Genomic DNA, 13,403 nt, shown 5'->3' with positions numbered 1-13,403 from the left:
GCTTACTTCCTCTTGGCTTTTTTGTCAGCCGCGTGACCGTAGTAGGTCCGCGTTGGCGAATATTCACCGAATTTCTGGCCGATCATGTCCTCGGTCACGTTGACCGGGATATGTTTCTGACCGTTATAAACGGCAAAAGTCAGACCGACGAATTGCGGCAGGATTGTCGAACGACGCGACCAAATTTTGATAACTTCGTTCTTGCCCGAGTCGCGTGCTTTTTCGGCCTTTTTCAGGACGTAAGCATCGACAAAGGGGCCTTTCCAAACAGAGCGAGACATTAATTAGCGTCCCTTCTTCTTGGCGTGGCGCGAGCGGATGATCAGCTTTTGCGACGCTTTGTTTGTATTGCGGGTACGCTTGCCTTTGGTCGGCTTGCCCCAAGGTGTTACCGGATGGCGACCACCCGATGTACGACCTTCACCACCACCGTGTGGGTGATCGATTGGGTTCATGACGACACCACGAACACTTGGGCGGATGCCCTTGTGACGCATACGGCCGGCTTTACCAAAGTTCTGGTTGGAGTTGTCTGGGTTCGACACGGCACCAACGGTGGCCATGCATTCCTGACGTACCAAGCGAAGTTCACCGGAGCTCAGACGGATCTGGGCGTAGCCACCGTCACGGCCAACAAACTGGGCATAGGTGCCCGCGGCGCGTGCGATCTGACCACCTTTACCAGGCTTCAGCTCGATGTTGTGAACGATCGTACCGATTGGCATGCCCGAGAAAGGCATTGCGTTACCGGGCTTGATGTCGGCCTTGGCGCTGGCAACAATACGGTCGCCAATGGCGAGACGCTGAGGTGCCAGGATATAGGCCTGCTCGCCATCGTCATACTGAACGAGTGCGATGAAAGCGGTCCGGTTAGGGTCATATTCGATACGGGCCACGGTGGCCGATACGTCGAATTTGTTCCGCTTGAAATCTACGATACGGTAGAGGCGCTTTGCCCCGCCACCGCGGCGACGTGATGTGATACGTCCGGTGTTGTTACGACCGCCCGACTTTGTCAGACCCTCTGTAAGGGCTTTGACAGGACGACCTTTCCACAGCTCCGAACGGTCGATCAGAACCAGCCCACGCTGGCCTGGCGTCGTCGGCTTATACGACTTTAATGCCATGCTTTCTGACTTCCGTTTAACGACGGGATGACCCGTCTATGGATGGGGCATTGCCCCGGAGTATAGGGCCCCGAAGGTCCCAGATGAAAAAGATCACAAGGCCCCAGAACGAATCTGGAGCCTTGAGACTGCGCGTAGGTAACAGGGAAGGGCTAGGGCGTCTAGGGGGTTTTGCGGATTGCCAAGAAACAAAGGCGCATTGGGCCTCGCCAAACAGCCCGCGCCACCTTTTCCGCGATTGCCCGCAATCCAGTCCCGCCTCACTAGGCCGGGTGCTACCGGACAACACCCTTTGGCAAACACACGCGCTCAAACCTCTCAAACCACTCTCGGCACCGGACGCACCCCCGGTCGCCCCCAATACCAAAGCAAATCGCCCGCCGCCTCTCGATAATCACCCATACGATCAACACGAACACCGCCAAAGGTCGAGTGTCGGCCCAAGGCGGGCTCTCGGGCACCTACCGAGGTTGAAGTGTTGCAAAGGTATTTGTAGTTGATTTTTGGAACGGGAAAAATTGGCTGCAAGCTGAAAACCCATATTGAGAGTATGCTATGTATTTTTGTGAGGGTGAAAAATGGACAACTGTTGTTCGAGAAACTCAGCAGCCGATAATTGAGTTCGATTTCCTAAAGGACTTTTCACAACACTGCCGGAACAAGTTTCATGAGCCAACAAAGGAGATAACTTACCGGTGCGTACCCACCTCAAAAATTGTCGCATGCCACGCCCAAAGGATTAGTTCTATCCGTTGCGGGTATGACATGCCAATCGCAATAGCTCCGGATTTGGCTACCTCAGTTCGATACATCGCCCTGGTTTTTCAGGATCCGTTAAGGGGGGCGACAGCTCCAAATACTTTAACTGCCGGAGTGCCATTCGCCTTGGGCGACCAACACATGCGCAACAAAAAACGCTATGGCTTTGTCTGGAAGCTTGTTGAAAGAATAGTTGAGGCTGGTTTTGGTGTCTGGGTAACAGATGCAAACAAACTCTGGCTCAACCCTGGAGAAGCCGACATCTTTTCGAATAGTGAGCGACAAGAGTTGGACTATTTGCAGTCAAAGGTTCTACTTAACGAACTAACGCAACTGCGACCTCGGCTAACTATTGCCTTCGGCCGTTCTGCACAGATTTCGTTGAAAAAAAATGGGATTCTCAGTTCGGAACATCCGCACCCTGGTGTGTACGGAGGGAAGCCACTCATTGAAAGCTACGGGTTGGAAAAGGGAAAATTTGGTTATGACGCACGGCTGACTGCAGCCTGGGAAAGAATTGAAAAGGACTTGACCATTGGGCGTCATGACTAGCTACTGAACCTTAGCAACCAGATCGGTTTTGGCTGGGAGACGACATGTCAGTTGGTACGGTGTCCGCTCCCAGCCCAAATTGACTAATCTTCAACGATTGAAATTTCTTCTGCCTCGATCGCAAACAGATTAACTCGACTTCTCCATTGTGGACCTTCATGTTACAAAAACGTTCTCTAGCTACCGCTAGCAAGTTCAGGCTTAAGAATCAGCAGTTCTGTCAGGAGTAGAGTATGGCGCTAAAGAAATTAGGCGGTTTTCTTTGCGCTCTACTATTGTTGTTTTGGAACGCACCAGCATTGTCTGCAGATAGCTTCAAATCAACAGTTGTTTTACTACAAAATGAAAAGTTGGACGCAACAGCAAGAGCACTAATCGAAGTTTACTTCGTGCATCTCACAGCTCAGGAGAAAGTGGTGGATAGCGATAGGGGCACACGCCCAGACTCCCTTCACTTTGCTAGTGGGTTAGGCTTTATTAAGAACCAAATAGTTCAAGATGATGCACTCGTGGGTTTCGATGAAACTGCACGCAAAGACATCCAAAAGTGGCCGACAAATTCAGATAGTTGTTATGTGCAAAATGTTCGAACAGCTCAGAGCGAGAGGATCACAATAGTCGTCGGCAACTTCCCTGATGATTATCCAGAAGACTCTTTGGCCTGCTTGGTTGCAGGATTATGGTGGCACAAAACAGGTTCGCTAGATGGGTTTGATGGGTTTGATTGGTCGGGTTCGTTTGGCAGGTTACTCTTAAGGTAGAATTCGTAGAAATTCAGCCCGGTCACCTTAAGTTGCCGCAAGTCCGGTTTGAGCCCAGACCTCTTCTGCTGTGTAGTGCAAGAAGCAACTAACTGAAGCGATTGGATTTGAATTGGAGGGCATAACTACTATGTTTTCCGGATGAAGTGGTTTCTGATTATTGCCGGACTTATACTCATCTTCTCTGGGCCAGCACTTGGGGGGGCTTTGCAGTGTTATTGGATGGTTTATCAGTCTGTTAAGGGTGGATGGTCGTCAATTATCTGTGAAAGCCCAGCATGGGTAGAGCTTAGATTTGTCGCGCCATTTGAGATTGCAGGTGTCTTACTTTGCATGCTGGGTCTTTGGTTTGCGAAAGCACCACGGAGCATCAACTCGACGAACAAGTAAAGGCAACTTCGTCCGCATGGCCGTCATCTAGCCCAGTTTTTTTCTGCAAGGGTCACCAATGACCGGTCTTCTTGCGGCGTTGCAGCGTGTTTATGCTGAAATGGCTGGGTGGGGTCTGACTTTGCAAACTCCGCTTTCTGCGCTTCTCTGACATTCGCGTGCTTCGGTGGCGCGCCGGACCGTTCACACACATGTGGAGCGTCCGGTATCAGCCCAAAGCCGTCATAGGTTTTGAGCGCAGCTTAAGACCGCCGTGAGCCCTTTCCCACCGATGCTGCGCAAATTACGAAGGTCCGCTCTCACGAATCCATCACACATCGATCATGGAAGAACCCGCCGCTTGAACCATTATCCGGGAATATCGCAAGCAATACGACGGTATCGGCTCCTTGCTCAGGAGAGAACCTTACAACGCTTCTGCCAATCCTAGTCCAAAATCTGCCACCCGTTCGTTTTCAATTGCGTCCAAAGGCCCGCGCTTCCAGGAGATTGTATCGACATTTCGAGTCAGGGTATGACTTTGAAACAAAATATGTTAGGCTATTCATAAGCGTTAAATCGGAGGCGGGAGACGAATGTGAATGCCGAATGACGATGCTCCGTATACCAAGCCAGGGTCATTTTACACCTCTGCTCTGGAGGCATTTGACGAACCGAGCTATCTGATGGAGTTGATGGCGAAGCGATTTTCTGCGCATTCGGCCGTTTTTTGGAAACGTCATCGCCATACCCAAGGCGAGTTTGAAGCCGAGGGCATCTATAATCGGCCTAAGCTTCAGGACATGAAGGCGGAGGATCTGGCGTTCTTCGTACTGAGTGAAGAAAATGTCATTTTCCGCGAAGACACAAAAGGCTGCCCTGTAATCGCGGGTCCCACCGGCAAGAAGCCATTTGATAAGTCTTGGCTTTCAAAACACTACACTCGTGACTTGGTTGATCTCAAGATCGTTGCGGTGGCGACGTGCCCCATCGCGACAGAAGACGGCGTGCCTTTTGGAGCTGTATCACTTTACTTCAATGAGGAAATTGATTTCAGCACCACGTTCCGCCATGAATTCGCGGAAACTTGTGCATTTCTCTATGCAATGTTCACCCGTTTGGGTGGCAAAGAGCATCGTTTAATAACTGATCAATCCAAGCTCATCCACGAAATCATGTCACAGGCTGAAAGCCTTGGGGACTCCCTCAAAAAGATTCATAGGGCCGCTCCCCACCTAAGTGGCGTGACACCCGATGGTCTAGATTTGCTTGGCGACGCAGCAAAAGCAATCAATCTCATTCGAGGTTTGGCAATTGCGCGCAAGTTTCAGATTGCATTGGCTAATGGCAAACAGAACGCTACTTTCACAGATATCAGAGATGCCTTCAATGCCATCATGCAACCCAGAATTCGGCACGTGCCAAGGCGCATCGCGATCTTACAAAAAACAAGGTCGAACACCGAGGATTTTATCTTTGTGCGACTTGCACCGTCGCATCTCACTAATCTCCTCGCAAACCTCTCAGACAATGCGATAAAGTACTGCCTGCCCGGTGGCACAATCTCGCCATCGTTTATTCTTAAGCAATCGGGCGCGTTGCGCTTTTCTATAAGCAACACTAGCAAGGGAATACCTAAAGAGGAGCGGGAACTGATTTGGGCGTCGAACTACCGTGGAAGAGCAGCCCGTACATCTGAAACGGATGGCCAAGGTCTTGGGCTGGATATCATCGCTGATATTTGCAGGCTCTACAGAGCGAGCTATGGTTACTCTGAACGTGCTGCTGGCGACTCAGAGCTGATCGTTTCTACGTTTTGGGTTGAGTTTCCGCCAAGCATCGTGAGACTAGAAAATTCAGATAAACGCTAAGGTTTATATGGCACAAACACTTTTTGCTTCCACGGCCCCGACGGCTCTATTTTATGACAATGTACCGGGAGAAATCGCAGATCATGTCGAGGTCGCAAAGCGGCGCGGATACGACACAATTGTTGTAGAAGATCTCAAAGCGTTGAGGCGAGAGCTTACGCTGCTTTCTGTCGGCAGTCGGGTTTACCTTGACCAACACAACCCAAGTGTGACGAACCTAGCGGAAATTGAGTTACCTGAAGTTGAAACGGATAATGGATCTAACGTAGGACTTGCGTTGGCGCGTGGTGCTCTGCCAGACCTTTTGCCAAAAGGGGTTGATGTAGAAGTTCACTTGTTAAGTCTGGTTGATTTCGAGCCTGGGACAAATGATGATATCGAGACCGCTCTTCGTCGTCGCTATGTGCGAAGCTATCTCTCAAAAAGAGAGCTCGATGATTTCGCACAAACGCTCCCGCCTTATGTAGCTGACGCAGATGCGCACGGACTGTTCCCCGCTGAGATCGAGGTTGTGATCGATGAACAGGAACATGAGAAATACGTCCGCGAAGTCAGAAGCGCTGTCTTGATACTCTCTGAATGGATGGGTGAAGACCGCTCCAAAATGATGGCGTGCTTGGGTTGGCCTGACCGTGACGCGGCCGATTGGGACCATGTCCACGCGGATCTGCTCGAAAATGTGAACTACGACATGTTGCGCAGGGCCCGTGCGATCCGAACGATCAAGAGAGCTTTGCTGACGATCTACAAAGGGCGAGTGTCGATTGAAAACGATGTCAGTTGGCTGAAGGCACCTGAAGAGCATCTCCGAAATCGCTCGCCTTGGAACATGATACTATCTAGCGATTTGGGCCAATTGTCCGATGTCGCAGCGATCGCAGCAAAGGCCCTCTGAACATGCTCAAAACACCTGGACGAAAGGTCTTTCGCGTCAGCGGGCGGCCAGACCCTGACGAACTGGCGAAATATGACCTAGATGACGATTTCGCCAATCCGGGCGACATCGATGATCCTCTGGAAATCGAGGCATGGAGCAACCTAGACTACGTCTTTAGCCACGGGTCAAAGACACGGTATTCCAGAGGAAATGTAGGTGTAGCCTATACGTCCACACAGGTCGAAACAGCGGTCTTTGAAAAAGGGTACTGGGTCAACCAGCTCTACTTCAAAAAACCAAATCCGCCTGCAAGCGTCGACGTGTTGGAGTTCGAGTTTCATGTAGATGGAAAGAACAGGGACTATACTTCGGCTCCGCTGTACCACCCTGAACTTACAAATCCGGATCCTGAGCAATATGAGCATTGCCACAAAGTATCCGACGAGTGCCTTGCGGATGAGCTCGAGTACATTTCGGCCCCTTCTGCTCGGCGAAATCAAGGTGTGAACATACCGATATTTCGCGACACCGCTTTGCCCACACGGGCACCAGCTGTCGTCATCGCGTATGAAGGTTTGTTTCTAAAGCAAAACACAGGCCTGCTTTACACATCATCAGCGACCCAAGTGGGCGTTGCATTTCGGCCCGTCTATCCGAATTGGCATCCTTAAGGGGTCGTAGCGGGAAAGTGTGGAATTTTTTGCTAAGTGGTGTTCGGTTCGCTGCAGTCTGCTATTTGGGGGTGGGTCGGACGTTTTTCGGAACAGTCGATGATGAAAATGCTAGGATTTTTTGAAGACCTCGATTCGATAAACCAGTCATTTATTCAGAACCTTTGAACGGAGGCAGAGTCCCGCATCGTGGACAATGAGTCACAGACTTTGCAAAGCTCACTACCTGCGCATTACTGCCATTGCGGTCAACTTGACCGCGTGGAGGCTTGGGCCAACCTGCTCCAGCTAGCCGCCTACCATCCGCAGCCCGCTCTTCCTAGACATTCGTTTTGGACGCCATGCCAGCTTCGCCACAAGCACAAAGCACCTAGGCCGCATGCTCTTTCTTGCCGCCCCGCTCAAAAGAATGGTTGCGTAGGTACCAAAGCTGATGCACGAGCATTCAAGATCGTCCCTTATTTGTGAAAGTTCATATCCTCCATGGCTGCTCCTTGCATGAAAATGGTATTGGTAACCCCTGAAATTCCTTACAATACAGGTGCCATTGGGCGCACATGTGTCGCTTTGAACTTGGAATTGATACTCATAAAACCGTATGGGTTTTCCATAGATGAAAAGGCAGTTCGGCGGGCTGGAACCGATTATTGGCAATACATAAACCTGACCGAATACGACAACTGGGAGAGCTTTTTGGCAGAACGTAAACCTGCCCAAGACAACATGTTTTTCTTTGAAGAACACGGCTCTCAGACCGTCTATGATCCGACCTACCCAAAGGACGCCTACTTGATCTTTGGCTGTGAATCAAAAGGCTTGCCAGAGGCGATACTGAATGGGATGGAAGATCGAACCTACAGTTTACCCATGCTCGATACACGTGTGAGGTCGCTCAATTTGGCGAATGTCGCGACTGCGGTTGTTTATCAGGCCATGCGTGATCAGCTGTCGCTTTGAAACGACATTTTTGATGACCTTCCGGTCAGGTTGATTGGCCGGTACCGGGAATGCTTCTTCGACGGGCCGCAGTAACTTGTTTCATCGTCTCTGAGACGTAGGGCCGGCTGTGTAACTATACAAAGCCCGCAACCTGCGCTCAGCGGACACCTTTCCGTTTCATCCCCAAATTGCGGCATTCCGCCTCAGCTCACGCCAACGTGATCTGGAAAATCATCGCGTTTCCTCTCCTCCTCATCACCGACACCCAATCTCCCCAAAACGCGCCGCGAATCCTACTGATTGGACAAAATCCTTGATCTGGGGCCCCGGATCAGGCCTCCCCTGTCTCCCCCAAACGTGCATCGTTTTGCACCGATTGGCGGTTAACAAGCGCTTAAATCCCCATGGTTAACAAGGCGCACGCCGTCAAAGTACCAAATTGAGCACCCTGCCCCTATAGCCCCAATACGCACGTTTTGCCTTCCCCTAGCGAAGCGGGTATCACCGCATCTGCGGGCGACAGACTGTGTCTCACCCCGCATCACGCCTAGGCAAAGGGATGACATGGAATACTGGATTGTGGCCGGGCTGGCGGCGTTCTTGATGGGGCTCTCCAAAGGCGGCGTCCCAATGATCGCGATGCTCTCCGTGCCGCTTATGTCGCTCTTTATGGATCCAGCCCAAGCTGCGGGCCTTTTGTTGCCGATCTATATCGTCGCGGACCTCTATGCTATCTACCTGTTTCGCAAAGCATTTTCCGTTCGAAACTTGAAAATCCTTTTGCCCGCATCGGTCGTTGGTATTGTAATTGGTTTCACCTCTGTCTCCTATGTCTCCGGAGATGCGGTTAAACTTTTGGTCGCCCTTATCGGCTTGTTTTATCTCGCAAAATCTCTGCGTGGGCGTTTGTCCAAACAGGATATCCCCGCCAAGCCCGCCGACATTCCGCGCGGTGTTTTTTGGGGCACGCTTGCCGGTCTCACCAGCTATATTTCCCACGCGGGCGGCCCGCCTTATCAAGCCTACGTTCTACCGCAACGCCTTGATAAGATGGTGTATCTTGGCACCACAACGATCCTGTTTACCGCCATCAACCTAATGAAAGTCCCGCCCTTTATCCTTGCCGGACAAATTACCTGGGACAGCTCCGTTCAAGCACTCTGGCTCGCTCCATTTGCGCTTGCTGGCGCGGGCAGTGGGGCGTTTGTCTCACGGCTCCTTCCCGAGAAAATCTTCTTTCTTATCATTGAGATCGCCCTCGCCGTCGTCTCACTGAAACTGCTCTACGAAGTATTTGTCAGCTGACAGTGCAACCAAAAAGGCCCTCGGTTTACACCAAGGGCCTCAGCTCTCATATCACCTATCAAGGCGACACGTCAGTCTTCGCCCGACAGCAGCCCGCTGCGAAACAAAAGCCCCGCTGCAATCGCCCCTAAGATCGGTGCGACAATGAACAGCCAGAGCTGTGAAATCGCCCCTGCACCCACAAACAAAGCCGGACCGATGGAGCGGGCCGGATTGACCGAAACCCCGGTCACGTTGATGCCCACCAAGTGAATGGCAACAAGGGACAGGCCAATGGCCAGACCGGCCAATTGCGTCGGCGCACCCGCGCCGGTTGAACCCAGAATAACAATCAAAAACAGGAACGTAGCGACCGCTTCAAAAACGAAAGCAGCGGTGACGCTGTATTCCCCAAGATAGCCAGCACCCCAGCCATTTTGACCTAGGCCGTTGGCCGCGACCGAATAGTCCGCCTTGCCGGACGCGATTACCAACAACACGGCAGCACCGGCAATCCCCCCTGCGATCTGTGCAACGATGTAGCCCGCCGCCTCGCCCATGGTCATCCGCCCTGCCGCCACCATTCCGAGCGACACCGCCGGGTTGATATGGCACCCAGACACCGCGCCAATACCATAGGCCATGCTGATCAAAGCCAAGCCGAAGGCAAAGCTAATGCCGGTTAAACCTATGTCCGCCCCGGCAATCACAGCCGCACCGCAGCCGATCAAAACCAGTGTAAACGTCCCCAAAAATTCTGCGACTAACTTGTTCATCTGTCCCTCACCACAAAAGATACTGACCGGAAACATCTTATCTAAAGGGAGAAAACATAAGGGGAATTGCCCAAGTGATCACTCACCCGGCGCCCCCAATGCAAAAAGGCCCCCGGTTTTCACCGAGGGCCTTTTCAATAGAACTGTCAAACCAGCTTAGAGACCTGTGGTCACGTCGATGGTGTTGCCCTCTTCGAGGGTGACATAGGCTTTCTTAACGTCTTTGCGGCGACCGGTGGTGCCTTTGAAACGCTTGACCTTACCTTTGGTGATGGTGGTGTTAACCGCCTTCACCTTCACACCAAAGAGAGCTTCAACAGCTTCTTTGATCTGTGGCTTGTTGCTGTCGATAGCGACTTCGAAAACCACCGCACCGTTCTCGGATGCCATTGTGGTTTTTTCGGTTACGATCGGCTTGCGAACGATGTCGTAGTGTTGTGCTTTCGCGCTCATTTCAGGCGAGCCTCCAGTGCTTCGACACCTGCTTTGGTGAGCACGAGAGTGTCACGCTTGAGGATGTCATAAACGTTGGCACCGATGGTTGGCAGAATGTCCAGACCTTCGATGTTGCGAGCGGCCTTCAGGAAGTCTTCGTTAACCGAAGCCCCATCGATGACCAGCGCACGCTTCCAGCCCAAGGCTTTGACCTGATTGGCCAATGTCTTGGTTTTGCCGTCTGTGGCGGCGTCCTCGATCACAACCAGCGAACCGTTTGCGGCCTTAGCGGACAGTGCCATTTTCAGGCCCAAAGCGCGGACTTTCTTCTGCAGGTCGTGACCGTGCGAACGCGGTGTTGGACCCTTGTAGATACCACCTTTGCGGAAGATCGGCGCGTTACGGGACCCGTGACGTGCGCCACCGGTGCCTTTTTGGCGATAGATCTTCTTCTTGGAGTAGCTCACTTCGCTGCGGGTCTTGACCTTGTGGGTCCCGGCCTGAGCGTTGTTACGCTGCCAGCGCACGACGCGGTGCAGGATGTCAGCACGAGGCTCAACACCAAACAGTGCTTCGTCCAGATCAACAGAACCAGCTGTTGCGCCGTCGAGTTTGATCACATCAAGTTTCATGCGTCACCTCCTTCGGCAGGAGCTTCTACTGCCGGAGCTTCGGTTGCGCGAATAGCGGCCGGAGTTGGCACGTCATTCGGCAGCGGCTTTTTCACGGCGTCTTTCAGAGTGACCCAGCCACCTTTGGAGCCAGGAACAGCGCCTTTGATCATGATGATGCCGCGATCCGCGTCAGTCTTCACAACCTGAAGGTTCTGAGTGGTTACACGGGCAGCACCCATGTGACCGGCCATTTTCTTGCCTTTGAAAACCTTACCGGGGTTCTGACACTGACCAGTGGAACCGTGCGAACGGTGGCTGATCGAGACACCGTGTGTCGCGCGCAGACCGCCAAAGTTCCAACGCTTCATGCCGCCAGCAAAACCTTTACCGATCGAGATACCGGATACGTCAACGTACTGGCCCTCGTTGTAGTGTTCTGCGGTGATTTCCGCACCCACTTCGATCAGGTTCTCAGGAGCAACGCGGAATTCCGCAACCTTGCGCTTGGGTTCAACATTCGCCTTGGCGAAGTGACCACGCATGGCTTTGGAGGTGCGTTTTGCTTTGGCTGCACCGGCACCCAGCTGAACAGCTGTGTAGCCATGCTCCTCAGCGGTACGCTGAGCAACAACTTGCAGGTTTTCGAGTTGCAGAACAGTCACTGGGATCTGCTTGCCATCTTCCATGAAGACGCGAGTCATCCCGACTTTCTTTGCGATAATACCAGAGCGCATGATAACCCCTTATACTTTGATCTCGACGTCAACGCCGGCGGCGAGGTCGAGTTTCATCAGGGCATCAACGGTCTGAGGAGTCGGGTCGACGATGTCGAGCATACGCTTGTGCGTACGGATCTCGAACTGGTCACGCGACTTCTTGTTTACGTGTGGACCACGCAGAACGGTGAATTTTTCGATTTTGTTCGGCAGCGGGATAGGACCGCGGACCGTGGCACCGGTACGTTTGGCGGTGTTGACGATTTCCTGTGTGGAAGCATCAAGAACGCGATAATCAAACGCCTTCAGCCGGATACGGATGTTCTGGTTCATTGAACAGCCTTTTATTGGCATTGGAGTTGAGAGGAGGACAAGCGACCATCGCAAACCCTCATCGAACCCAAACGGCGGGAATCACCCCGCCGCGCTATTCCACTAGGGAACTCGCGCGAAATACAGGGGTATCACCCTTGTGGCAAGAGGAAATAGCGCATTTCGTACACACCGAAGGCCAGCCCGAAAACAGGCAGGTCACAGCCGGTCTGCAACCAACATCCGTTCGAAAATTGAACATCACGCAAAAAGTGCCATATAACAGTTTCAGAACCCTTGAAACAGGAGGCCGCCCGATGCATTTTGCCAAGCTTTTAGTGTCTACTGCCCTTTTGGCCGCCGCGGTCAGCGCGACCACTGCGAGCGCAGACATTGAGAATGACATCCGACATTTCGTCCCGTCCGAGGATCTGTCAAACCTGACCACCAACGACAAATCCCGCATTCACATGATTTATTACGGCCCCAAAAGCGAAGGCGATAAACGCAACGCCATCCGTAATATCGTGCGTAAGTCCAACTTGGGGCGTCCGCCGACTGTTGATCTGTCCTTTTAAATAAAGCGGGCCGCGTTAGTCAGACCAGCCCCCCTTTAGCCCCACCAAACCGCCCTTTGCTTGAGGGCGGTTTTGTTTTTGTTGGGGGGTGGCATAGAAAAAGGGCGCTCCGATTGGAACGCCCTTCTTGGTCTCTAGGGGTTTCGGGACGGTCAGGCCGAAGGCCTGAAACCCTGTCACCCGGCAACAGCAGAGCTGTTACTCGACGATTTTGGAAACAACACCCGAACCAACGGTGCGGCCGCCTTCGCGGATCGCGAAGCGCAGGCCATCTTCCATGGCGATTGGGGCGATCAGCTCAACGCCGAACTTCAGGTTGTCGCCTGGCATGACCATTTCTGTGCCTTCAGGCAGAGTTACGGTGCCGGTCACGTCCGTTGTACGGAAGTAGAACTGTGGACGGTAGTTCGCGAAGAATGGCGTGTGACGGCCACCTTCTTCTTTGGTCAGGATGTAGACCTCAGCTTCGAACTTGGTGTGCGGGTTCACGGAACCTGGCGCGCACAGAACCTGACCACGCTCAACCGCTTCACGGTCGATACCACGCAGCAATGCGCCGATGTTGTCGCCAGCCTCACCGCGATCAAGCAGCTTGCGGAACATTTCAACACCGGTACAGGTGGTGGTGGTGGTGTCTTTAATGCCAACGATTTCAATGGTGTCGCCAACATTGATCACGCCACGTTCAACACGGCCGGTCACAACAGTACCACGACCCGAGATCGAGAACACGTCTTCGATCGGCATCAGGAACGGCTGGTC

At 52.6% G+C, this 13,403-nt stretch carries 16 protein-coding genes; 8 read left to right on the top strand and 8 right to left on the bottom strand.

The features are described from left to right. Window positions 1-2: 2 nt before the first annotated feature. Window positions 3-281, bottom strand: a complete 279-nt coding sequence (gene rpsS / locus Q1A43_RS00080; protein ID WP_299925058.1) for a 30S ribosomal protein S19 — start codon at window positions 279-281, stop codon at window positions 3-5. 3 nt (window positions 282-284) lie between these two features. Continuing rightward, the gene (rplB, locus tag Q1A43_RS00075) at window positions 285-1,127 is read right to left on the bottom strand and encodes a 50S ribosomal protein L2 (protein WP_299925055.1); all 843 of its coding nucleotides are present in this window, start codon (window positions 1,125-1,127) and stop codon (window positions 285-287) included. Window positions 1,128-1,682: 555 nt separating this feature from the next. On the opposite strand from rplB, the gene Q1A43_RS00070 reads away from it, so the two are divergent. The 7 genes from Q1A43_RS00070 (at window position 1,683) to Q1A43_RS00040 (ending at window position 9,231) form a co-directional block, all read left to right on the top strand. Beyond that, entirely contained in the window at window positions 1,683-2,438 is a 756-nt protein-coding gene (locus Q1A43_RS00070) for a hypothetical protein (RefSeq protein WP_299931597.1), read from the top strand. A gap of 233 nt (window positions 2,439-2,671) precedes the next feature. After that, a complete protein-coding gene (locus tag Q1A43_RS00065) occupies window positions 2,672-3,199 on the top strand; it encodes a hypothetical protein (RefSeq protein ID WP_299931595.1) in 528 nt (175 codons plus the stop codon). A gap of 971 nt (window positions 3,200-4,170) precedes the next feature. Then, window positions 4,171-5,439, top strand: coding sequence for an ATP-binding protein (locus tag Q1A43_RS00060; RefSeq protein ID WP_299931593.1), 1,269 nt, complete (start codon window positions 4,171-4,173; stop codon window positions 5,437-5,439). 7 nt (window positions 5,440-5,446) lie between these two features. Then, complete coding sequence (locus Q1A43_RS00055) at window positions 5,447-6,334, top strand: hypothetical protein (protein WP_299931591.1); 888 nt, start codon at window positions 5,447-5,449, stop codon at window positions 6,332-6,334. A 2-nt stretch (window positions 6,335-6,336) separates the two neighbouring features. Beyond that, window positions 6,337-6,987 carry an RES family NAD+ phosphorylase gene (locus Q1A43_RS00050; protein WP_299931589.1) on the top strand — a complete coding sequence of 217 codons (651 nt, stop codon included), beginning with the start codon at window positions 6,337-6,339 and terminating at the stop codon, window positions 6,985-6,987. Window positions 6,988-7,485: 498 nt separating this feature from the next. After that, the gene (locus Q1A43_RS00045) at window positions 7,486-7,944 is read left to right on the top strand and encodes a tRNA (cytidine(34)-2'-O)-methyltransferase (protein ID WP_299931587.1); all 459 of its coding nucleotides are present in this window, start codon (window positions 7,486-7,488) and stop codon (window positions 7,942-7,944) included. Window positions 7,945-8,490: 546 nt separating this feature from the next. Then, window positions 8,491-9,231, top strand: coding sequence for a sulfite exporter TauE/SafE family protein (locus tag Q1A43_RS00040; protein ID WP_299931585.1), 741 nt, complete (start codon window positions 8,491-8,493; stop codon window positions 9,229-9,231). Between the two features lie 71 nt (window positions 9,232-9,302). Here Q1A43_RS00040 and Q1A43_RS00035 read toward each other — a convergent pair whose 3' ends face one another. The 5 genes from Q1A43_RS00035 to rpsJ all read right to left on the bottom strand — a co-directional run bounded on the left by Q1A43_RS00035 (window position 9,303) and on the right by rpsJ (window position 12,084). Continuing rightward, window positions 9,303-9,986, bottom strand: coding sequence for an aquaporin (locus tag Q1A43_RS00035; RefSeq protein ID WP_299931583.1), 684 nt, complete (start codon window positions 9,984-9,986; stop codon window positions 9,303-9,305). A 156-nt stretch (window positions 9,987-10,142) separates the two neighbouring features. Beyond that, window positions 10,143-10,439, bottom strand: a complete 297-nt coding sequence (locus tag Q1A43_RS00030; protein ID WP_299930652.1) for a 50S ribosomal protein L23 — start codon at window positions 10,437-10,439, stop codon at window positions 10,143-10,145. Next, the gene (gene rplD / locus Q1A43_RS00025; protein ID WP_299930654.1) at window positions 10,436-11,053 is read right to left on the bottom strand and encodes a 50S ribosomal protein L4; all 618 of its coding nucleotides are present in this window, start codon (window positions 11,051-11,053) and stop codon (window positions 10,436-10,438) included. Before rplD ends, Q1A43_RS00030 begins: the two co-directional genes overlap by 4 nt. Beyond that, a complete protein-coding gene (rplC, locus tag Q1A43_RS00020) occupies window positions 11,050-11,769 on the bottom strand; it encodes a 50S ribosomal protein L3 (RefSeq protein WP_299930656.1) in 720 nt (239 codons plus the stop codon). The genes rplD and rplC overlap by 4 nt, the downstream gene beginning before the upstream one ends. 9 nt (window positions 11,770-11,778) lie before the next feature. Further along, a complete protein-coding gene (gene rpsJ / locus Q1A43_RS00015) occupies window positions 11,779-12,084 on the bottom strand; it encodes a 30S ribosomal protein S10 (protein WP_121631216.1) in 306 nt (101 codons plus the stop codon). Window positions 12,085-12,380: 296 nt separating this feature from the next. On the opposite strand from rpsJ, the gene Q1A43_RS00010 reads away from it, so the two are divergent. Continuing rightward, entirely contained in the window at window positions 12,381-12,641 is a 261-nt protein-coding gene (locus Q1A43_RS00010; protein WP_299931581.1) for a hypothetical protein, read from the top strand. A gap of 198 nt (window positions 12,642-12,839) precedes the next feature. Here the strand turns inward: Q1A43_RS00010 and Q1A43_RS00005 are convergent. After that, window positions 12,840-13,403: EF-Tu/IF-2/RF-3 family GTPase (locus tag Q1A43_RS00005; protein WP_299931579.1), on the bottom strand; the 564-nt coding region annotated here is incomplete at its 5' end.

Origin of the sequence: uncultured Pelagimonas sp. (genome assembly GCF_947498515.1) — a bacterium.
Lineage (GTDB): Bacteria > Pseudomonadota > Alphaproteobacteria > Rhodobacterales > Rhodobacteraceae > Pelagimonas.
Note: the sequence above shows the minus strand (reverse complement) of the source record. Positions and strands in the feature narration are given on the sequence as shown.

Coding starts and splice junctions, on each gene's coding strand:
- Q1A43_RS00070 (WP_299931597.1), top strand. CDS start 1,683: ATGTATTTTTGTGAGGGTGAAAAATGGACAACTGTTGTTCGAGAAACT.
- rplC (WP_299930656.1), bottom strand. CDS start 11,769: ATGCGCTCTGGTATTATCGCAAAGAAAGTCGGGATGACTCGCGTCTTC.
- rplD (WP_299930654.1), bottom strand. CDS start 11,053: ATGAAACTTGATGTGATCAAACTCGACGGCGCAACAGCTGGTTCTGTT.
- Q1A43_RS00040 (WP_299931585.1), top strand. CDS start 8,491: ATGGAATACTGGATTGTGGCCGGGCTGGCGGCGTTCTTGATGGGGCTC.
- rpsS (WP_299925058.1), bottom strand. CDS start 281: ATGTCTCGCTCTGTTTGGAAAGGCCCCTTTGTCGATGCTTACGTCCTG.
- Q1A43_RS00030 (WP_299930652.1), bottom strand. CDS start 10,439: ATGAGCGCGAAAGCACAACACTACGACATCGTTCGCAAGCCGATCGTA.
- Q1A43_RS00035 (WP_299931583.1), bottom strand. CDS start 9,986: ATGAACAAGTTAGTCGCAGAATTTTTGGGGACGTTTACACTGGTTTTG.
- Q1A43_RS00050 (WP_299931589.1), top strand. CDS start 6,337: ATGCTCAAAACACCTGGACGAAAGGTCTTTCGCGTCAGCGGGCGGCCA.
- rpsJ (WP_121631216.1), bottom strand. CDS start 12,084: ATGAACCAGAACATCCGTATCCGGCTGAAGGCGTTTGATTATCGCGTT.
- rplB (WP_299925055.1), bottom strand. CDS start 1,127: ATGGCATTAAAGTCGTATAAGCCGACGACGCCAGGCCAGCGTGGGCTG.
- Q1A43_RS00055 (WP_299931591.1), top strand. CDS start 5,447: ATGGCACAAACACTTTTTGCTTCCACGGCCCCGACGGCTCTATTTTAT.
- Q1A43_RS00045 (WP_299931587.1), top strand. CDS start 7,486: ATGAAAATGGTATTGGTAACCCCTGAAATTCCTTACAATACAGGTGCC.
- Q1A43_RS00010 (WP_299931581.1), top strand. CDS start 12,381: ATGCATTTTGCCAAGCTTTTAGTGTCTACTGCCCTTTTGGCCGCCGCG.
- Q1A43_RS00065 (WP_299931595.1), top strand. CDS start 2,672: ATGGCGCTAAAGAAATTAGGCGGTTTTCTTTGCGCTCTACTATTGTTG.
- Q1A43_RS00060 (WP_299931593.1), top strand. CDS start 4,171: ATGCCGAATGACGATGCTCCGTATACCAAGCCAGGGTCATTTTACACC.